This is a genomic window from Paenibacillus sp. GCM10027630, assembly GCF_042676305.1.
Classification (GTDB): Bacteria; Bacillota; Bacilli; order Paenibacillales; family NBRC-103111; genus Paenibacillus_S.
Map to the genome: position 1 here is coordinate 1 of NZ_JBHTGY010000032.1, position 19,975 is coordinate 19,975.

At 45.2% G+C, this 19,975-nt stretch carries 17 protein-coding genes; 3 read left to right on the forward strand and 14 right to left on the reverse strand.

Annotation, left to right across the window (positions count from 1 at the left end):
• Nucleotides 1–505: 505 nt before the first annotated feature.
• From ACFQ0C_RS15395 to ACFQ0C_RS15435, 9 genes are all read right to left on the reverse strand, one after another.
• Nucleotides 506–2,218, reverse strand: coding sequence for a putative polysaccharide biosynthesis protein (locus ACFQ0C_RS15395; RefSeq protein WP_379367966.1), 1,713 nt, complete (start codon nucleotides 2,216–2,218; stop codon nucleotides 506–508).
• A gap of 24 nt (nucleotides 2,219–2,242) precedes the next feature.
• A complete protein-coding gene (locus ACFQ0C_RS15400) occupies nucleotides 2,243–2,728 on the reverse strand; it encodes a DUF456 domain-containing protein (protein ID WP_379367967.1) in 486 nt (161 codons plus the stop codon).
• 60 nt (nucleotides 2,729–2,788) lie between these two features.
• Entirely contained in the window at nucleotides 2,789–3,526 is a 738-nt protein-coding gene (locus ACFQ0C_RS15405; protein WP_379367968.1) for a Cof-type HAD-IIB family hydrolase, read from the reverse strand.
• A gap of 31 nt (nucleotides 3,527–3,557) precedes the next feature.
• Complete coding sequence (asnB, locus tag ACFQ0C_RS15410) at nucleotides 3,558–5,435, reverse strand: asparagine synthase (glutamine-hydrolyzing) (RefSeq protein WP_379367969.1); 1,878 nt, start codon at nucleotides 5,433–5,435, stop codon at nucleotides 3,558–3,560.
• Between the two features lie 1,175 nt (nucleotides 5,436–6,610).
• Entirely contained in the window at nucleotides 6,611–8,656 is a 2,046-nt protein-coding gene (locus ACFQ0C_RS15415) for a peptidoglycan D,D-transpeptidase FtsI family protein (protein ID WP_379368019.1), read from the reverse strand.
• A 57-nt stretch (nucleotides 8,657–8,713) separates the two neighbouring features.
• Nucleotides 8,714–9,433, reverse strand: coding sequence for an HAD-IA family hydrolase (locus tag ACFQ0C_RS15420; RefSeq protein ID WP_379367970.1), 720 nt, complete (start codon nucleotides 9,431–9,433; stop codon nucleotides 8,714–8,716).
• Between the two features lie 144 nt (nucleotides 9,434–9,577).
• The gene (locus ACFQ0C_RS15425; protein ID WP_379367971.1) at nucleotides 9,578–10,735 is read right to left on the reverse strand and encodes a transglutaminase domain-containing protein; all 1,158 of its coding nucleotides are present in this window, start codon (nucleotides 10,733–10,735) and stop codon (nucleotides 9,578–9,580) included.
• A gap of 35 nt (nucleotides 10,736–10,770) precedes the next feature.
• Nucleotides 10,771–11,199 carry a hypothetical protein gene (locus tag ACFQ0C_RS15430; RefSeq protein ID WP_379367972.1) on the reverse strand — a complete coding sequence of 143 codons (429 nt, stop codon included), beginning with the start codon at nucleotides 11,197–11,199 and terminating at the stop codon, nucleotides 10,771–10,773.
• A gap of 41 nt (nucleotides 11,200–11,240) precedes the next feature.
• A complete protein-coding gene (locus ACFQ0C_RS15435; protein ID WP_379367973.1) occupies nucleotides 11,241–11,396 on the reverse strand; it encodes a hypothetical protein in 156 nt (51 codons plus the stop codon).
• 274 nt (nucleotides 11,397–11,670) lie between these two features.
• Here ACFQ0C_RS15435 and ACFQ0C_RS15440 point away from each other — a divergent pair, with 274 nt between their 5' ends.
• Together ACFQ0C_RS15440 and ACFQ0C_RS15445 are read left to right on the forward strand one after the other, a co-directional pair.
• The gene (locus ACFQ0C_RS15440; protein WP_379367974.1) at nucleotides 11,671–12,846 is read left to right on the forward strand and encodes an MFS transporter; all 1,176 of its coding nucleotides are present in this window, start codon (nucleotides 11,671–11,673) and stop codon (nucleotides 12,844–12,846) included.
• A 362-nt stretch (nucleotides 12,847–13,208) separates the two neighbouring features.
• Nucleotides 13,209–14,798: an S-layer homology domain-containing protein gene (locus ACFQ0C_RS15445; protein ID WP_379367975.1), complete on the forward strand. Its 1,590-nt coding sequence runs from the start codon at nucleotides 13,209–13,211 to the stop codon at nucleotides 14,796–14,798.
• A gap of 105 nt (nucleotides 14,799–14,903) precedes the next feature.
• On the opposite strand, the gene ACFQ0C_RS15450 is transcribed toward ACFQ0C_RS15445, so the two are convergent.
• Nucleotides 14,904–15,692 carry a pirin family protein gene (locus ACFQ0C_RS15450; RefSeq protein ID WP_379367976.1) on the reverse strand — a complete coding sequence of 263 codons (789 nt, stop codon included), beginning with the start codon at nucleotides 15,690–15,692 and terminating at the stop codon, nucleotides 14,904–14,906.
• Nucleotides 15,693–15,929: 237 nt separating this feature from the next.
• Here ACFQ0C_RS15450 and ACFQ0C_RS15455 point away from each other — a divergent pair, with 237 nt between their 5' ends.
• Complete coding sequence (locus tag ACFQ0C_RS15455) at nucleotides 15,930–16,283, forward strand: ribonuclease M5 (protein ID WP_379367977.1); 354 nt, start codon at nucleotides 15,930–15,932, stop codon at nucleotides 16,281–16,283.
• A gap of 34 nt (nucleotides 16,284–16,317) precedes the next feature.
• Here ACFQ0C_RS15455 and ACFQ0C_RS15460 read toward each other — a convergent pair whose 3' ends face one another.
• The 4 genes from ACFQ0C_RS15460 to ureG all read right to left on the reverse strand — a co-directional run bounded on the left by ACFQ0C_RS15460 (nucleotide 16,318) and on the right by ureG (nucleotide 19,963).
• Entirely contained in the window at nucleotides 16,318–16,935 is a 618-nt protein-coding gene (locus tag ACFQ0C_RS15460) for an SCO family protein (protein ID WP_379367978.1), read from the reverse strand.
• 82 nt (nucleotides 16,936–17,017) lie between these two features.
• Complete coding sequence (gene cyoE / locus ACFQ0C_RS15465) at nucleotides 17,018–17,956, reverse strand: heme o synthase (RefSeq protein ID WP_379368020.1); 939 nt, start codon at nucleotides 17,954–17,956, stop codon at nucleotides 17,018–17,020.
• Between the two features lie 470 nt (nucleotides 17,957–18,426).
• Nucleotides 18,427–19,308, reverse strand: a complete 882-nt coding sequence (locus tag ACFQ0C_RS15470) for an urease accessory protein UreD (RefSeq protein WP_379367979.1) — start codon at nucleotides 19,306–19,308, stop codon at nucleotides 18,427–18,429.
• Nucleotides 19,301–19,963 carry an urease accessory protein UreG gene (ureG, locus tag ACFQ0C_RS15475; protein WP_379367980.1) on the reverse strand — a complete coding sequence of 221 codons (663 nt, stop codon included), beginning with the start codon at nucleotides 19,961–19,963 and terminating at the stop codon, nucleotides 19,301–19,303. Before ureG ends, ACFQ0C_RS15470 begins: the two co-directional genes overlap by 8 nt.
• Nucleotides 19,964–19,975: the final 12 nt, after the last annotated feature.

Below are 19,975 nucleotides of genomic sequence, written 5' to 3' on the forward strand. Positions count from 1 at the left end.
TAGGTGGGGTTGTGTTTTAACTATGTCATGGAAAAACTTTGTGAATTTTCACACGATGATTTACAAAGTTGATGATGTGTAAGGTCTGATGCAACGCTAGTGGAGCATTTCCATTTAAATCCTTTATCGACGTTGAAATGGAAGAATTAGCTCCGGAAATTCCAGTTAACCATTCTCAACCGCCTCGTCAATCATGGGTCTCGTTCTTGGATTCTATAATACCAAGAGTTACCGGCCGGATTCGCAGACTTTTAAGGGAGAAGCGAGTTTTGAAAGTCGCATAAAGTTAAATCGCTTAACCAAAACGGCTATAAGAAAAGCTTCTGATCGAAGCCTTTTCGAGGAAGATACGTTCGCGTCTTAGCGGTGGCTTTTCTTGCAATATTAGAAAGCTGAACCTCCGGTTCGAACCTATACTTTCTGGCGTGTAATATAATCAAAAAAGACACCCAGAAAAACTGACGACAACTCAGCTTTCCGGATGTCTTTTTAATTTAAATAACCGTTAGTTGCTTCCGCTTTCCTTGGTGCTCTTGAGCAGTTTCGGAGCTACTTTCCCGATTATACGTTGAATAGGTCGAGGCAATTGCTGCAAATCAGCTACACTTAAAGTTCGGGTAATCATTAGCAGAAGCGGATATAATCCTCCCACTACCGCGGAAATAATGACAGCTTGTATAAAAGCATCCCCGCGAAGGCTTCCGAAAGGTACCACATACGAGCTGGTCAATCTATCCAGCAATACTCCTGCAATCACCATGACCACGGTTGTAATGCCCATCCCCAACCATCTGCGGCTGCCCAGAACCCGGAACGGCACCTCTTTGCGAAGCACCTGAAGATTCATAATCGTCATAAGGACGAAACATAAGCATGTAGCAGCAATGATTCCATAAATACCGAACCATGGAGCTAATACATAGCTGCCAACCAACTTCAGCACAATGCCAGCAGCTACACTCAGCATTAGGACACGCATTTTACCCATGCCCATTAGCACAGCGCCTGATGTCTGCATCACAATCTGGAAGATGGTGCTTACCGTCAGAAACACAATAATTGGAGCTGCATATGCATCAACAATAGCCGATCCTTTATCATTTCCGAAAATAAAGTCATTGATTGGACCTGCGGCCAAGCATATGATAAGCACCGCGGGCAGCCCTGTAAGAATAGATAACTGCAGCACCTTACCTGTCTGCTGAGACACCTGCTTCATGTCTTTCTGCGAATAGGCTGAGGAAATAATCGGCACCACGGACTGACTTAGCGCTACAGCCAATATTATCGGTATTCCGGCAAGTGACTGTGCCCGCCCAAGCAAAATTCCTAATATTTCCTTCGCCTGCACTTCTCCAACCTGATCCCTCAGCAGAAGGGTAACAATGGAGGAGTCGATTGTATAAATCAACGTTACCGTCAACGAAAAAATAACGATAGGAATCGATATCTTAAATAGCTGCGCATAGATTATCTTGAAAGACAGCGTGCTTCTTCGAACACCTTCTCGTGATGCTTCGTTCGGATCGGCCGACAGGCTTCCCTTGCTATCGGCCGAAGAAGGCAGTAGCCCTTCGGCACGATCGCTGCGGCGAAGCTTAATCGCATAATAAAGCATAACAGCAGCTGCAGCCACACTTCCGATGACGCCACCGAAGGAAGCGCCAGCAATGGCCCAGTCCATGCTGTGGGCCAACAATACATAGGCTAGTCCAACAGAAGTGACGACGCGGAAAAGCTGCTCAATGATCTGCGACAAGCCATTGGGCATCATCATGCGCCGACCCTGGAAGTAGCCGCGCATAATCGCAATCATTGGAAACAGCAGCAGAGCGGGAGCCAAAGCGCGTATCGGCAGCGATGCCTGCGGATTGATGATGCTGTTCGAGTAGTAAGGAGCAATGATGAATAGAAACAATGTCATTACCAAACCTGCAGCGGCGGCAAATAGTAGTGCCGCACGATAGATGCGGTTCGCTTCCGCATGAAGTCCAAGCGTCGTTCGCTCCGAGATCATTTTGCTAAGCGCGCTCGGAATACCCGCTGTCGCCACCACCAGCAGCATCGAATAAATATTAAATGCAGTCCCATAAGCTGCCATTCCTATATCGCCTAACAAAATAACGAGCGGAACCCGCTGCACTACACCCAATGCCCGTGCAACCAGAGCAGCCATTGCCAAAATAAATGTGCCTTTTACTAACGAATCCTTAGCCAAAACGTTTCCTTCTCCCTGCCGTGGTTAATTCAGAAAAAACCAAACAAAAAACAAAATGATCATCAGCGTCTGAAGCAGCAATTTTACGACCACACCTGAGAAAAAGCCGACTAATGCGCCTAAGCCTGCCCGCATAGCTTGTCTCCACTCCGTGCCTATAATGAGCTCACCAATCACTGCGCCGAGAAAAGGTCCAATCAACAATCCGGCAACCGGAATAACGAAGGGACCCAGAATCAGGCCGATTGTACTGCCGATAACTGAGGCTTTGGTGCCGCCGAACTTTTTTACCCCCATTGCACTTACCGCATAATCGGCGATCAGAAGGACGACTAAAATCGTTGTTTGTATCAACCAAAACCAAACTCCGAAGGGTTCGAACCCAATCATCCAGCCATAGACAAAATAGGCGGCATAAATGGCAACAGCCCCAGGAAGCACAGGATAGACAGCACCCACCATCCCGATTATAAACAGAACGATCACTATGATCCATGCAGCTATTATCATGGCTTTCCCACTTTCAAAATTAGTTTTGCTTTGCAAAACTGTTGCTTCCCAAGGATTAGCTTACGACAGCACGTATTGTTCGATAATTCGGGCTACTCCATGCTCTTCATTCGTCGCAGTAATTACATCGGCTAATTGCTTAATTTCATCCTGCGCATTGCCCATAGCAACACCAAGCCCTGCTTCACGAATCATGGATTCGTCATTCAAGCTGTCCCCCATAGCTATAACCTGGGACATCTCGATGCCCAGCAGCGTGCATACCTGCCGAATGCCGCTGGCTTTGTTGATGCCTTTGGGATTAAGCTCAATGTTGAGGGGATGCGAGTTCGTTATTTCCAAAGCGCCCAATGCTTCCAGCTTCGTACGAATCTCCTTCATCATCTCAGCATCCTCGTAATAATAGCCAAATTTCAGCCACTGCTTCGCATCGACCTGATCCGTCCATTTTTCCTTGTTAAAAATCTGATCGACAGCATAAGCCCAATACCAGGTATCATACTCCAAAGCTATAGTGTGCATTTGTTTGAGCAGACCCAGGTCAAGCAATGTACGATGATGAAGCACTCCAGGTGCCGCCCAAACCTCGCTTCCATTGACCGTAACAATCGGTGCCGCCAACTGCAGATCGTCCACATAAGCGACAACATTTTGAATACCTCTCCCTGTTGCGATCATTACCGTTACACCAGCTGCATTCGCGGCTTTAATCGCCGCTCTATTCTCTGCTGAAACAAGCTTGTCATCCGTCAGTAATGTACCGTCCATATCCAAAGCTATCAGCTTATAATTCCCCACGGGCTATCCTGTCCCCTTTTCTTAACAGAAGTTACAATGCAGTTGCAAAAGTCGGCCTCGGCAGCTCTTCCAAAAAAGTCGCATGCCACAGAGCAAACATGTAGATCGTCCACAACCGGCGTGCATAGTCGCCTTGGCCGTTTTGATGCAAGCTTACCATTCTGCGAACCGTATCCATATTGATATAATCTTCCACGCCGCTGGCTGCGATCTGCTCCATCATCACTGTGCCCTGATTGCCCTTAAGCCACTCCCGAAGCGGCACCGGAAAGCCAAGCTTAGGCCTGTTCAAAATGAAATCCGGAATGATACCTTCCATCGCTTTGCGGAAAATGTATTTGGTCGTTCCTTCGGCAATACGGTACCTGGTCGGGATTTTGCGGGCAATCTCAAATAATTCAACATCCAGGAAAGGGACGCGCAGCTCCAACGAATGAGCCATCGTCATCTTGTCCGCTTTCATCAAAATATCACCCGGCAGCCACAAATTCATATCGATATACTGCATCCTAGTGACGGGATCCTGATGACGCGTTTTATCGTAATACTGCTGAGCAATTTGCCATGGATTTCGATAATTGCGCAGCATTTCTTTGTCGATTCTGATGACTTCGGCCTTCATATCCTCGGTAAAAATTTTGGCATTACCGAGAAATCTCCGCTCCAGCGGCGTCGTACCGCGCAGTATGTAATTTCTGCCGTACAGCCCGCTCGGCAGCATACGCGCTGCTGCGTTCAGCAGCTGCTTCAGCGGCAGCGGCAGTCGATCGAGCGGCCGCAGTGACATCGGCTCGTTGTAGATGCGGTAGCCGCCGAACAGCTCGTCGGCCCCCTCGCCTGAGAGCGTGACCGTCACGTGCTCGCGTGCCAGCTGCGCCACGTGGTACAGCGCGATGGCCGAAGGATCGGCCACCGGCTCGTCCTGATGCCACACAGCTTTGGGCAGCGTGTCAAAAAAGTCATTCTGCGTAATGATCTTCGCATAATGCTCTGTATCCAGCGCTGCTGCGGTTTGGCTCGCAATCCCTGTCTCGTTGTTCGGCCCTTCGAAGCCAACCGAGAATGTACGAATGGGCTCAATGGACCTCATATGTGTGGCGATAGCTGTAGAATCGATGCCGCTGGATAGAAAACAGCCGCGTTCTACATCGCTCTGCATATGGTGAATAACGGAATCCTTCAAGCCTTCGCGGATTTGTTCCACATATTCTTCGAACGGACGCTCTTCCGTCTCAAACATTGGATCCCAATAACGGCGTATCGCCATATCTCCATCATAGTCAATCGTTATGTAATGACCTGGGGGCAGCTTATGTATGCCTCTAAACATGGTATCCGGTTCTGGAACGTACTGAAACGTCAAATAATTAAGCAGGCTTTCCGTATGAATCGAACGGTCCATGCCATCCGCGGCCAGCAAGCTCTTAATCTCCGAACCAAACAGAAAACGTCTGCTGTCCTTATAATAATAAAACGGTTTAATACCAAAATGGTCACGTGCCCCAAACAGCCGTTTCTTTCGGCGATCCCATATGACGAACCCGAACATTCCGCGAAGCCGATGCACACATTCTTCACCATACTCCTCGTAGAGGTGAACGATAACTTCTGTATCGCTATGCGTTTTGAATTGATGTCCCTTATCCTGCAACTCGTGGCGCAAATATTTATAATTATAAATTTCTCCATTAAAAACAATCCATACCGAATCATCTTCGTTTGAAAGCGGTTGATGCCCTTCTTTCAAATCGATGACAGACAGCCTGCGAAAGCCCAATCCTATACGATTTTCGCCCCAAAACCCAAAGTCATTCGGTCCGCGATGCACAATACAATCTGTCATTGCCTTGAGCATCGTCTGGGAGGGCTCCCTGTCATCAAAATACATTGCTCCGGTGATACCGCACATGTCTACTTTCCTCCTCAAGCGTCGTCCAAACAGCAAAATTAATATAATCGATATAATAGTATACCATATTCACAGCAACATCAGGAAATTAGACAAAAAGCTATATAGAGCAAGGTCATAAGCAACCGTTTATAAGATTGTGGAACTTTCCCCTTATCCAAATTCATCGCGCTCACTTCCTTTCTATGTTTTATATATATGCAATTTTCTTTCCTTTGTGCAACTTTTTGGAAACGTATTCTTGTTTGGACGCCATCACATTTCTGAACAATTCACTAAGAACACCTTCCGTTACCGGATGTTGTTCCTTTTATGTGCAAACCCATACGGTTCAAAGGCGATCTCTATCGCATACCCCCTCTTTACTTTTAACTTCCTTCTTTCTTGCTCTCGCCCGTATATGTCCCATCCACAGGTTTCCAAGTAGAACTGACTCTGTTGAGGCTGACTCCTTTACCTTGTAAAAGTGGACGCTCTGCACTAACTGTTTGTTTAATAACCTACGCGCTCAATCTTGGAAGCTAAGCCCAATAAAATCCAAGAAGAAATCATACGATAAGTAACCCTGCTTCCATCCAAGGATTTGGAGTCCATAGCGGAAGTACTTATTCCTTTATCGCCCGAAAAAAGCAAAAAACAGAGAGATACCGGAACAGATAGTTCCTTTATTTCTCTGTTTTCTGTGCATAATGCTCCTAATCACCCAATTAACGGAATTCCGACTTCCGCTATCGCTTAAAATTGAAGGCCGCATATTGAATAAAGGAACATCCTGTTCCGTTAAATCCTTAAATCCTTAAATCTTTAAATCCTTAATCCTTAATCCTTAATCCTTAATCCTTAATCCTTAATCCTTAAATCTTTAATCTTTAATCTTTAATCCTTAAATCTTTAATCTTTAATCCTAAATCCTAAATCCTTAAATCTTCAAATCCTTAAATCCTTAAATCCTTAAATCCCCAAACTTTAAATTCGAAATTCTTAACGGCCCCCAAAAGCTTCCCTGCTTATCCGTATAAAACCTTATAAAAAGCCCCTTCATGCAATTTGAAGTGCCCCTTAGAATTCATCAGAATAACCAGGAGGTTTTTCAATGTTTATTCTAAGGGGCACCTTCAAGTAAAGTGAGTGCTCACACTTAAATTCACTCGAACATACCGCTGCTTAAAGCTCATTTATTGCACGGAAGTCGTACCTTTGCCACCCTTCGGTACGCCGTCCAAACCATAATATTGATCATAAGCATCGAAGATCTTCCTTGCAATTGGAGCCGCGTTCCATGAGCCGAAGCCGCCCTCAGGCACAACAACTGCAATCGCCAGCTTTGGCTTATCCAATGGCGCATATGCGATAAATACCGCATTATCTATCATTTTACCGCCAACTGATTGCGTGGATGTTCCTGTTTTACGGGCAAAGCTGTATGGAAATCCTTCAAAGCCCTGTACCGTAACCTTCTCCATCCCTTTGATGACAGAATCCCAGTACTGTTTGGGGAAGGTCGTTTCATCCAGCACCTCACGCTCAATGGTTCTCACCGGATTGCCTTCATAGGTCTCAATTTTATCGACTAACAGAGGTTTCATTCTTTTACCCCGGTTAGCTAATGTAGCCGCATATTGGGCCATTTGCATCGTTGTATATTTCTCATTCTGTCCCCAAGAGGCATATACCATCCGAGATTGCAGCGTTTCCTTCGTATTGGTTATAAATTCGCTTAAGCCCGGATTCTCTCTTGGCAATCCGCTTCCTGTCAGGACGCCAAGACCGAATTTGTTCAAATACGACTCCCATAAAGCAGGCGCCTTATCGCCATTGCGCAAGTAAAGCGGGTTGCCGATCATCGCCGACATGAACGTGTTGGACGAATGCCAAATCGCATCCGCAGCATTGATAGGACCGTAGGCTTTCCGGTCGGAGTTGGTTAACTTCGCATTGTTATCTTTACCAAAGTTGAACACCCCTGTGTCATTATAAGGAGTGTTTACTCCGAATAAGCCTTCATTCAATCCAATAAGCACAGATAAAGGTTTAATTATGGAGCCTACATATACGATCGAAGTGGGATGATCCTTGAGCTCATCCGCCGGATAGTTGGGATACGCGGTCGTAATCGTCCCATTATTAATAAAAGGCTGTATCCGCTGATATTCTTCATTGTTGGAAAAGCCGGCACTCCACATGCCAGGATCATAATCCGGCATACTGGCCATCGAAATGACCCGGCCTGTATCCACTTCCATCGCCACCGCATAACCAGCTTTGGCATTAGGCGCATATCCGTATTGAGAAGCTCGGGCCGCCGGCGACTTGGCATAAACGAGCTGATCGAGGATGGCCTGCTCCGTTACCTGCTGCACATCCTTATTGATAGTCAAGAACAGGTTATTCCCTTTTTTCGGGGCTTCAACCTGAACCTTTCCGATGATTTTGGCCGAGGCATTAACAGGGTAAGTTTTCATCCCATTTTTACCGCGCAGCTCCTCTTGATACATCAGCTCAATACCGTCGTATCCAACATCCTCCGTATCGAGATAGCCTTGCGTATTTTGTTTATTTTTATAAAAATCAAGCCCGTTCTTCGGCTCCCTTGCTCTGGAAAACGGCCTCATATATCCGATAAGCTGCACACCTATAGTGCCTGGATCATAGGTCCGGATGCTCTCTTCCATAATTTCAAGCCATCTTAGTTCGTCACGGTGCTCAAGAATATAAGCAATTTCCTTTGGGGATAAACCCGATTTGATACGTCGCGGAACGAATGAATAGCTGGGAGGAGTGGTCGTATTTTTCTCCAGATCATAGCCGACATCCATCTCCTTGATAATACCGGCGGCGGTCATCGCATTTTTAGTAGGATTGCCGAATTCGTTGAAAATCTGCTCCAGCTTATGAGCCATCGCAATGACATCATCCTTTTTCTGATCCGATTCCATACGGAAATAAAGCGATTGGGCCGAGGAGGTATAAGCGATCGGATAGCCGTTCGAATCATAAATATTACCGCGGATAGGTGCGATTGGCGAATCTCGTACAGCAGTCTGCGCCTCCTCGGCAGCAAGCTGCTTTCCTTCGACAAACTGCAAAATCGCTAACCGTACAATAAGGACCGAGAACAACGTAAAAATACAAAAAAACAACAAATTAATACGAAAAGTAAAATGCCGCTGCTTGGTCTGCTCCTGCTTTTGCGGATCCTCCGACGACATCGTTTTTTTCAATTTCATTTCAGTTACAGCTCCTTTATCCTTACCAAAATCCAGTTGCAGCGATACAGACTAAACTTCCAGCAGTTCCCTAAGTGTGTGAATACCTTCGCCTGAATGGTAGTCGTAGCGTTTTATTTTGACCGCATCTATACCGGCTTGATTCGGTGCCCATATATCGTTTCTGTCATGATCTCCAATGTACAATACATCTTCTGCCGCCAAGCCCGACTGTTCCAGCGCCAGCTTAAAAATCGCAGGATCCGGCTTTTCTAAGCCTACAAGTGTCGATACAATAATTGGATCAAAGTAATGGGCAATCCCCTTTTGCTCTAGAATATGTGGCAAGGTGGGTGCAAAGTTGGAAATGATGCCTAGCTGCAATCCCGTAGCCTGAAGTTTAGGAATACACTCAGTCACATCATCAAAAAGCTGGTAAGCTTCCGGACCTGTGAATAGATCATACAGCCCATGACAGCATTGGTGAATACGCTCATCCGTCCAATTCTCTTCTTGAACTCCCAGCTTGTCCAGAATGTAATGATAGAGCTTCATCCAGAACGCGCGATCCGATTCCGGCGTACATACCTCGAAAGGGTCCAACTGCCTGCCATAATAAAATAAGCGGAATGCCTCGGTAAACAAGTCGCCAACCTGTTCTTCCGCACGGTGCAAGGAACGAGCCGCCAGAAATTGCTGCATAATGACTCTTGCTGCCGGAATGGTCATTAGTGTATCGCCAACATCAAAAAATATAGCTTTATATGAGTTCAATGGTTTACGTAAATTCATGAGCACTTACTCCTTTTAAGTTAGCTTGCTAACAGCTTCCACAGCAGCCTCCAATAGTTTACCATAATTCGCATTGAAGTGGAAAACCGGACATTCTTCCACAATATGTGGTAAGAATGCCCGGCCAAATACTTGATTATCGGATTATGCCTCACGGATATGCGTATCATTAAAGTTCGGAGGGTTGAACCAATTACCGCCACTGGCGACCCAGGTTGAATCCAATGGAACCCATTTCTGCTTATCGGATATATAGACCTCGTTCCAAGCATGCGGACCATAGCTCCCTTTTCCATCATAGCCGAGACCCGTGACAACCTTCACCTCAAGCCCTATGGAGCGGGCCATAACCGCATATAGTCTGGAGTAGTCAATACAAACGCCTTGCTTGGTTGCGAACGTTTCTTCCGGGGTTTGTTCTTTCCAAATCCGCTTTTGTTCATACAAATTCACTTTATCCCAATCATACTTTACCCGGCTGCCTACCCAGCTGTACAACAGCTTGGCTTTCTCCTCGTCAGATTTGCCTTTAGCCGATACTTCCTTGGCCGCTTGGGCAATATCCTTCGGTATATTAGCATCGAGCACCTCGTATTTCCGCTGCAAAATGTTAGTGAATTCCTGCTCGACTGCTCTGGTAAATACAGGAAGTTGATTGGCAATAAAGTCGCCAGTCACCGGTTTAATAACTTCATTTGCACCTTTCTGGTATAAACCAGAGGCTTGAATGTAGGTCGCTGCGGGCGTCTGTGGAAACAAGCTGGCAAAAATGAATAATGCCGCAATAATGAGCAAGGATCGGCCGGCACCGGTGACAGCTCCTATGAATCCCCCCACCAAGCTGCTGATTAGTGTTGGTTGCCCCTTACTGCTACGCCCTTCCTGATGAATCGATTCCTTCGCCCATCTATCAACAAGCGGATCAATAAGACGGTATAGAAGCTGCTTCGATACACTGTAGCCAATTACAAATAAAATTCCAAAGCGCAGCAGCGAGAAATCGCGAATCCCTGTCAAACCTGTATAATACAACTGTTCAAAAAAACCAAGTTCATGTGAAGGGATCATGATATCAAGCGATGTCAGCCAGCTTTGAACCTGTGGGGACAGCCATTCAACCAGCTTCCAGGCAATGATAAGCCCAAGCAGTGTGGCAATTCCTTCCGACACCATCAACATCAAATGCCTTGCCGAGGTTGAAGCGCCGCGAAGCATCCCTTGAATGACAGATAAGAGCACTGTGCCGGCCAGTAATACCGTTATCCAATTTGCTGCGCTTAGCGCGTTCCATGCTTCAGTCATACGCTACACCTCACTTCGATCATCCGGTTAATGATCTACAGCTTCGTATTTTTCTTCGCTTGCTCGATCAGAGCATTCACAGCCTCGTCCATCTTCATCGTAAAAGTCTGGTTCATAAACGTTACTTTTACCTCGTTAGAGGAGGGATTTCCGTCCAACTTCAAGCTTTTGGTAGTAACGGTAAATGTACCATCGGAATTCTGCTTATACTGAGCTTCCTTCATTTCATTGGAGAAAGCCTTAACCGCTTGATTCTTGGCCTCTGTCGATACGGCTGCACCAATATCCAACAGCTGATCCTTATAGCTGGCACCGTAGAAGAACAAGCCGGCCAGCACTGCCAACACGATAACCCATTTTACAACTGTTTTTAATATGCGCACTACAAGGAACAACACTACGATCGCACCAACAATAATAAACCAACGCTCCTGCAAAAAAGACATTAAGAAATCCAATTTCATCTCTCCCTACATTCATCAAAATTGATAACCCTGTAACCTTATTACTCTCGATCTGCATCCCGCTTCTTCTTAAGCTCCGCAAGCCTTTGCTGTATCTCATCGGATCGGTCGAATTTCTTGGTTTTGAGATACGTGGAACGTAAACGAAGTACCGCAAGAATCAGAATAACTGCCAAAATAATAATATATGGACTCACTAATGCGTCCGCCTTCCCCCAGTATAGTTCGTATAATTGCAAGTTAATTATAAAGGGCTGCTCTATTCCTCAAGGACGAGCACGTTGATCAAGGTTGAGTGAAACTATGTACAAACTCATACCTTCAGTTCAACTTATTCAATCTGTTGTAAGCAAGTACGCTGTTCTCAATAAGAGGTTGCAAAAATAATGGTACTAACCTACCAGCTTGTCACGTAAAAGTAATCATAGACGGATAGGAGTCAGACAAAGATCAGAAGTTGAGGTGATGACGTTGAAAACCGCAATTTGGCTTTACTTGTTTATGTTTGTGGCCTTTTTCGACTTGCACGCACAGTACCCTATTTTATCCCCGTTTGCTATATCATTAGGTGCAGCTCCATCGTTTATCGGATTGATCCTGGGTGTGTATTCGATCACTCACCTGCCTGGAAACCTGTTGGCAGGCTATGGTGTCGATCGTTATGGCAGTAAACGATTTATTGTATTCAGCTTGATTGTAGCAGGAATCGTACTGCTCATACAATCCAAAGTTACCGACCCATGGGACTTGCTCATTGTCCGTTCCATAAGTGGATTTGTGCTTGCCTTCCTTTCTCCGGCTTGTCTATCCCTACTCGCTAGATTAGCAAAAGACAGTGTTCAACAAAGCAAGCTGATGGCCGGTAACGGGTTCGTGCATACTATGGCGTCCGTATTAAGCCCGGCGGCTGGCGCCTTCCTCGTTGCAAAGCTCGGGTTTGCCCAATCCTTCACCATGCTCGGATGGCTGCTTATTATTACAGGTGTGCTCGCTATATTCGGCGTTAAAGAACGTCAGTATACGCAGAGCGCTGTAGAGCTATTTCCACAGGCACATGGACATGGACATGGCGCTCACGCGCTTCCAGCAGGCATAGAGGAAGCGACCGCGAGAACAGGAACTATTCCCTGGTTGTTCTTCGGCGTTCCGTTAGCCATTTCCTGCTCTCAAGGGATATTGTTCTTTGAGCTGCCTCTTATGAAAGAAACAAACGGCTCCATCCTAACCTCCGGAATTCTCTTTTCATTGGTTAGTTTAGGCGCCCTGGTCACGCTGAGCATGGTTTTCTTGAACCGAATCTCGCCTTTACTTCGCACCTCTTTCGGCAGCTTGGCACTCGCATTCATCTTCTTCGGTTTATCGATTGGTTGGCCGCTGCCGATCCATGTCTCCTTGTTCATGATTGGAATGGCAAAAGGTGTTATTTATCCAGCCATTGCCTCTTTGTTAGCCAGTTTGACAAGCGCGAACCGTTATGGACGTATTTTTTCATTCCTATCCATCTCTTTTTCCATCGGAGCCTTTATAGGTCCCATTGTTGCCGGTCATATGCGGAGTCATACATCACCTTATTTTATCGCCTTTATCTGTTTAATGACAGCCCTCACCCTGCTCCCGCTGCGTGGTTTCAAAACCGTTCAGACCTGAAGGACTTGGCTTCCACAGTACGCCCCAATCCGTTTAAATTGTATAAGTTTACCTTATTAAAAAACTGTTGAGAGTACTCACTAGCTGGCCGTTCGGCACTTTTGCCGGACGGTTTTTCTTTTTGTGATTCACTAATATAAACCCTGGGTAAATAAAAATAGGGTCGTACTCACTTTTCACATTTCTGCCATTTTTCCTACTAAAAATGATTTTTATAGGAGAGACGGACTTAAATCTGGGAACTGCGTTCGAAGGTTTTTGGTGTTCTGTTTTTTTATTCAAAGGAGGTGAAAAGCATTTTGAGTCAAGAGCCATTTCAAGAATCGAAGAATTTATTAGAGACAGAAAGGAGTGAAACCGTAATGAAATCAACGATATTCAAAAAAACGGCGCAAGTAACCGTCATGATGCTTATCATTTCAGCATTACTGCCCGTACTAGCGTTCGCAGCAACAGGCTTCAGTAATTTGGTTTATAAAAATAATACCGTTACAGGTAACGTTTATACGGATACTCCTTACAGTGTGAGCACACAAGTTTATATGTATGATCCAAACGGCAATCTGGTGGGAACTACTACAACAAGTGCTACATACAGCGTATACGAGGGTGTATACACTTATTCTTTCACAGGTAGCCCAACCGTAACTACTCAAACTTACCTCGATCTTAAGGAAGTTTCGAGCAGCGTTACTTCCAGAGTTTATGACAGCACAACTAGCGGCGGCAACAACAGCAATGGCGGCGGCGGTGGTGGCGGTGGTGGCGGTATTTCCGGCGGAGCTACAATTACTGTAAATTCCGATGGATCTATTGACGCATACACACTGCAAAATTCACTTAGTCAATACGATGTCGTTGAGCTTAAGCTGAACGGTGATGTCGCATTAATTCCAGCCAAGTCGTTGGTAAACTATGTAAGCGACAAGAACAAAATGCTGAAAATTTCTAACGAAAAAGGAACTTATACTCTTCCTCTATATGTATTGCAGTTAGAAAATCTTGCCAGCAAACTGTCCACAACCGTTGATGACTTGAAAATCAAGGTTGGAATCGCAGCTGCGGACGAAACAGCAACTAGCGAAATTGCAACTTCTGCTACTACCTTAGGAGCAACTGTGATCAGCAGTGCCGTTGACTTTACGCTTGCAGCAGTTGCAGCAGACGGTACGACACAGAATATTAATCTGGGCAGCAACTACATCAGCCGGACGATTCCATTATCCAAAGAAGTGGATCCATCCCGTACAACAGCTGTTGTTTTCGACACAACCACGAAGAAGCTAAGCTTCGTACCTTCTTTGTTCACAACAACTGACGGTATCAATGAAGCTGTTATCAAACGCAATAATAACAGCATCTACACCGTTGTTGAACTGAACAAAAGCTTCGGTGACAGTAAAGGCCATTGGGCACAAGGTTACATCGAGCTGCTGGCTAACAAGCTGGTTATCGATGGTGTAACCGATGATACGTTCCAGCCTGAACGCGATATTACCCGTGCTGAATTCGCAGCTTTGGTCGTTCGTGCTTTAGGATTGGATCAATCCGTTGGAAGCAGCTCATTTGGTGATGTAACTTCCAGTGATTGGTTCTCCGGTGTAGTCGGCGCTGCAGTCAATGCCAAAATCATTGACGGCTATGAAGACAACACTTTCCGTCCGAATCAAGCGATCAAACGTGAAGAGCTTGCAGCAATGGTCGTTCGTGCATTGAGCTATGCAGGCGCTAAGCCGGAAGTATCCTCTTCCCAGCAATCGGAGTTGTTAGCGAAGTTTACAGACGCTAATCAAATCGTATGGGCTCAGAACGAGCTGGCTGTAGCTATCGAAGCAGGAATTGTAGACGGAATTACAGACTCCACAATTTCTCCAAACACTCAAGCGACTCGCGCTCAATCAGCTACAATGCTGAAACGCTTGTTGACTAAAGCACAATTCATCAACAATTAAGATTAACTCTAAAAAGCTACACTCTCCAAAAAACGGGCTGACTATTGTCAGTCCGTTTTTTTAATTGAAGCCAGCTTCTATTTGACACATAACTCATGTTACTGTTTAACGGCCATTTTTATATAAAGGATAATCAACCTCAGTTGGAATCTCGATCAGAATCATTCTTAACCCCTCTGCAGCTGCTGTCAGGACCACATCCTCTGCTTGCTCGCCTTCCGCTTCGATGACTGTAAAATCTTTATGATTGAACGGATGTAAAGGATGCTTGTCTGCCTCTATAGCTAATGTCCAGCTTCCGTGACCACGAATGGCCAATGCCGCCAAAGAACGCCCTGCCTCAAGCTTGAGATTGTACGATATTCCCCCTGCGAGCTCCACATCCCACATTTGAACATCAGCAACCAATTCAACAGGAGAACCTTCCCCTATTACTGTTTTCACAGTGAGTCCAGCCGATTCGAATGCAGGGAACGCTTCATGATCATATTGGTTATAAGTAGGCTTGCGCTGCAGCGCTTCACGGAGATGCGGCTCAAACCATATTTGAAATCCTTCGGAATCCGGTCCAATAAACTTTTCGCTATGAGATACGCCTGAGCCTGTCTGCATCACTTGAAGCCCGCCTGCCGTTACTATGCTTCGGGTACCTAACGTATCCGAATGCTCAGCCTGGGCATTGACCATGTACGTTATAATCTCAAACGCTTGATGGGGGTGCATAGGGATATGGCCTTCCTCCTTCGCATGCGCCCAAGCCCAATAAAATAAAGGGCCAATCCCTTTTACAGCTGAACCTTCTCTTGGGAATCCGATTGGTTTCAGCTCTGTTATTTTGCCCCCGTCAAAATTGCCTACTGCTTGCTTTTCCGGTGGGTATATAGTAATTGTCATAACCTTTGCCTCCTTCGAATTATTTCTTAACATTATCAATTATTAACTTACTAATAATAAGTTTCTATAATAAGATTAATTTATTTGGCTAGCTTCGTCAAGCAGATTTTAAGTTTTATCCACAATTCGACATTTCCTGGGAAATATGACCCTTCATATTGCATCACAGCTTGGAACGAACAGCAAAACTGGATATACTACAAAAAGATACTGTTAAACAAAGAGGTGGTGTTTCCTGTGCCGGTTATTATTGTTGAAGGAAAAAACGACAAAAGCAGGCTTCGCCGCCTGTTAAGCAACGATGTCGATATATTATGCACCTACGGATCTTTGAATACGGAGAAGTTGGAGGCATTGAAGAAAAAGGCTGACCACAATGATGTGTATTTATTTACCGATAATGACTCCTCCGGGAAAAAAATCCGCGGCATTTTACGGGATACGTTTCCCGAAGCTGAGCAAATCTATACAAGAAAGGGCTACGCCGGGGTAGAGGGAACACCCGCTGAATATTTAATCCAACAATTAGAAAAAGCCGGTCTGGAAGAGTTTATCCTATACCCTCCACCAGATCCGACTCTTAGCCCGTAAATCAGCTTTTCCTTCTCAAGCTATTGTTTATGTTTTATTCCTTTGTCAGTTGAATCATGTCCTGGGCGATTTTTTCCACATCCAAATTCGGATCACTGCCAACATAGTACGTGCGAAGATCGCCTTTTTTGTCTACCAGCAAAATAACATTGTTATGTGTGAACGTACCGCCTTGCTTATCCTTCATGACCGTAACTCCGAATTTTTCTGCAAGCTGCATGGATTCGGCTTCTCCCCCGCGCAGGAAGTACCAGCCCTTGGGATCCGCATGAAAGCGCCCTGCGAACTCTTTAAGCTGCTCTGTTGTATCCTTCGTCGGGTCAAAAGTAATGGAGACAATAGCCGTTTTATCACCGAAGACGCCTTTTTTCACAAGTGAATCCTGTATTTTCGAAATCGTGTAGGTGGTTGGAGAGCATACATCAGGACAAGTAGAATAAAAGAAATAGACCAGCTTAGCTTTACCCGACAAATCCGCAAGCCCAACCTTCTTCCCATCAATATTCTCAAGCTTGAAATCCGGCGCCGGCTTGATAACCCCAATCTTAGTATCTTTACCTTTAAGCATCATATATCCGAAAACGCCAATCATAGCAAGCAGCAGCACAATGACAACAATTTTAAACCAATTACTTTGAGCATTTGTATTCATAAAGCTTTCTCCATCCTTTATCTAAAAAAAATAGCCCATGCTTCCATGGGACTTAGGTGATTAACTTTCTTACAGCCGCAAATTAATGATTCGTCGAAACGGTAGTAATAACCATTATGATAAACATCAGCGTTAAGTAGTTAATGGAATAAATGAACATCTTTTTGGCCCAAAGCTCTTCATCTTGCGCTTTGAAGCCTTTAATACAGAGAAACGCCCAGTAAAGCCCCATAATTGTCGCCGCATAAAAATAGAACACATTGACATAACCATAAACATAAAGCAGAAGTGATAATGGAACCAGTAAGACGATATAGCGAATCATACTGATCTTTGTAACATACGTCCCTCTCACAACAGGAAGCAGCGGAAAGCCGGCTGCCCGGTACTCTTCCATACGGCGAATGCCGAGTGCCCAGAAATGCGGCGGCTGCCATAGAAATAAAATCCCGAATAAAATGATCGCACCTGCATCAATCTCAGGACGAACTGCGCAATAACCGATTACAGGAGGTATAGCGCCGGAAAAGCTTCCTACAAATGTGCTCCATACAGAGGTGCGTTTGAACCAGGCTGTATAAATCCAAACATAGACAAAAAGCCCGATCAAACCAAGCAGAGCTGTCATCGAATTGACCAGCAGCCCAAGACCACTGACACCTATGACGCCGAGAATAATTCCATAAATCATTACCGTCTGCGCAGAAAGCTTGCCGCTCGGAAGCGCCCGCTGCTGGGTACGCGCCATCTTCGTATCCATATCGCGGTCCAAATAATTGTTCAGCACGCAGCCTGATGCCATTACTAACGCCGTCCCAATCATCGTGTACAGCATTTGCAGCCAATTTATTTGCCAGCCTGATGCCACCCAGAAGCCGCCGAATGCAGTAATGGAATTGGAAAAAATAATACCCGGCTTGGCTAATTGTACAAAATCTCTCCAAGTGACGGGTCCGTGATCAACCGTTTCAGACGCAGCTTCATCCGCTGAATTTACTGTGTTGTTGAGGTCTAGCCTCATTTGTTCTTCCACTTTATTTGAACCTCCTAAGAGTTTTGCTCTAGCAAAACTATCTTCGTAAGCAAAAGCTTAAGTATTCCTTTTGGCAAAACTTAACCTGTAAATATAATTCCTTTTATACCCTCTCTTATAATAACAACCACGAACCTGTTTGACAATGAACCGGGAGACGAGTTCAAAATATTGTCGAATCTTTTGCCCTGTCGGACTTAATATGATCATATTTTAAAACCAAACAGCCGATATTTCTTATTATCAGTTAAAAGTTAACATTTCAGTCGTATTCATTCACTGCATTTTCCAAAGAGTAAGATTCGACCAACTTCTATTCTCATCAGCCAACCCCTTCATCCTTTTGCTTCATTAATATACATTAATAACAACAGAAAAAAAATCCGCTGTGAGGAACGACGGATTTGTTATATGCAATGAAATTCTGTGCAATGAAATATGATGTACTGGTGATGTATTTACTTGCGTACATACAGCTTAGGCTTAGCAAATAGATGCTGCCGGGTAAATTGCCACGCTCCATCAAGCAAACTTTGGATTTGATATACTTTGTGACCCATTACAGATAATACCAGTCCGTATTTGTAGGTTCTGCTAACGCCGTAATAAAGTGGAATCGCTGGTTCTACAGCCCCATCTTGCGTTGTGATTGCTGTATGCTGCTGCTCTAAATAATCTCTTAGCGATTCTATAAATGCGGCGTCCACCCGGTCACTGAAAATACAGAGTGATCCAGTATGGGTATAGCCAGACCAGCTTCCCAGTGAATGAAGCTTCTGTTCAGCAGGGCATACACGCTGTTTGGCACAATAAATCATTTCGCCGTCATAATGAACCGTTAGCTGATTTTCATACTTTTCGTAGTGAAATAGCTCGCCTCTATGCGTTCTCCCCGGACAAACCGTGTCCGAATAAATCAGAACGGAGCCAGGCTCCATATGAACCTCTGTGCTTGCGTACAGAATGGAATCCTTATATAGCATTAACGGCTCAGGCATATACTCCACATAGCTGCCGCTATGAAGAATAAGCTTCTGCTGCTGCCTGCTCGGCTTAGCTGTTGAGGCATCCATTCCCTCTCCGCGGGCGGGATGTACTTTTGTATAGGATTGATTGGTAATATATACATTTGTATTTTCACCGAATCTCCAGTCCAGCACATATTCGTCTCCCCCCATAATACCTGGAGAGGCGTCCATGATATAAACTCCAAGCTGGCCATGATCGAATGGGAATGCTTTGGCGATTTTGAGCGGATATGCATGGTACCTATCGCTTAGCCGTGTCTGCCCTCCCGCCTCCGTAAAGGAGGCGGAAATGCATCCGGTCACTTTAGGCATGATCAAATTCCCGTTCTACCCATTCGACAATATCATCTAGACCTTGGCCGTTAAACAGATTAGAGAAAATAAATGGTCGCTCGCCGCGCATTTTCCGGGTATCTTCTTCCATTACTATTAAACTGGCGCCTACGTGAGGGGCCAAGTCAATTTTATTAATCACTAACATATCGGATCTTATAATGCCAGGACCTCCTTTACGGGGGATCTTCTCACCCTGGGCCACATCAATAATATAGATGAAGCGATCTACCAATTCCGGACTAAAGGCAGCTGCCAGATTGTCACCGCCGCTTTCAATAAAAATAATGTCCAGATGGTCAAAGCGGCTTTCCAGCTCCTCAATTGCTTCAAAATTCATTGAAGCATCTTCCCTGATAGCCGTATGAGGGCAGCCTCCTGTTTCAACACCAATAATTCGGTCTGCGGATAATGCTTCGGAACGAATAAGGATATTGGCATCTTCCTTGGTATAGATATCGTTGGTTATAACGGCGATGCTATATTTATCATTCAATCTGCGGGCAAGCCGCTCCACTAATGCGGTTTTGCCAGAGCCTACAGGGCCTCCAATCCCAATTCGCATCGGGCGTTCCTGATGATGCTTCTCCGGTGTTTCCCATTGATGGTGATGATGCGTTCCTCCTTGACACATAGAAATGCGCCT

Coding starts and splice junctions, on each gene's coding strand:
- cyoE (WP_379368020.1), bottom strand. CDS start 17,956: ATGAGGCTAGACCTCAACAACACAGTAAATTCAGCGGATGAAGCTGCG.
- ACFQ0C_RS15470 (WP_379367979.1), bottom strand. CDS start 19,308: ATGCCTAAAGTGACCGGATGCATTTCCGCCTCCTTTACGGAGGCGGGA.
- ACFQ0C_RS15430 (WP_379367972.1), bottom strand. CDS start 11,199: ATGAAATTGGATTTCTTAATGTCTTTTTTGCAGGAGCGTTGGTTTATT.
- ACFQ0C_RS15445 (WP_379367975.1), top strand. CDS start 13,209: ATGAAATCAACGATATTCAAAAAAACGGCGCAAGTAACCGTCATGATG.
- asnB (WP_379367969.1), bottom strand. CDS start 5,435: ATGTGCGGTATCACCGGAGCAATGTATTTTGATGACAGGGAGCCCTCC.
- ACFQ0C_RS15460 (WP_379367978.1), bottom strand. CDS start 16,935: ATGAATACAAATGCTCAAAGTAATTGGTTTAAAATTGTTGTCATTGTG.
- ACFQ0C_RS15425 (WP_379367971.1), bottom strand. CDS start 10,735: ATGACTGAAGCATGGAACGCGCTAAGCGCAGCAAATTGGATAACGGTA.
- ureG (WP_379367980.1), bottom strand. CDS start 19,963: ATGTGTCAAGGAGGAACGCATCATCACCATCAATGGGAAACACCGGAG.
- ACFQ0C_RS15450 (WP_379367976.1), bottom strand. CDS start 15,692: ATGACAATTACTATATACCCACCGGAAAAGCAAGCAGTAGGCAATTTT.
- ACFQ0C_RS15420 (WP_379367970.1), bottom strand. CDS start 9,433: ATGAATTTACGTAAACCATTGAACTCATATAAAGCTATATTTTTTGAT.
- ACFQ0C_RS15400 (WP_379367967.1), bottom strand. CDS start 2,728: ATGATAATAGCTGCATGGATCATAGTGATCGTTCTGTTTATAATCGGG.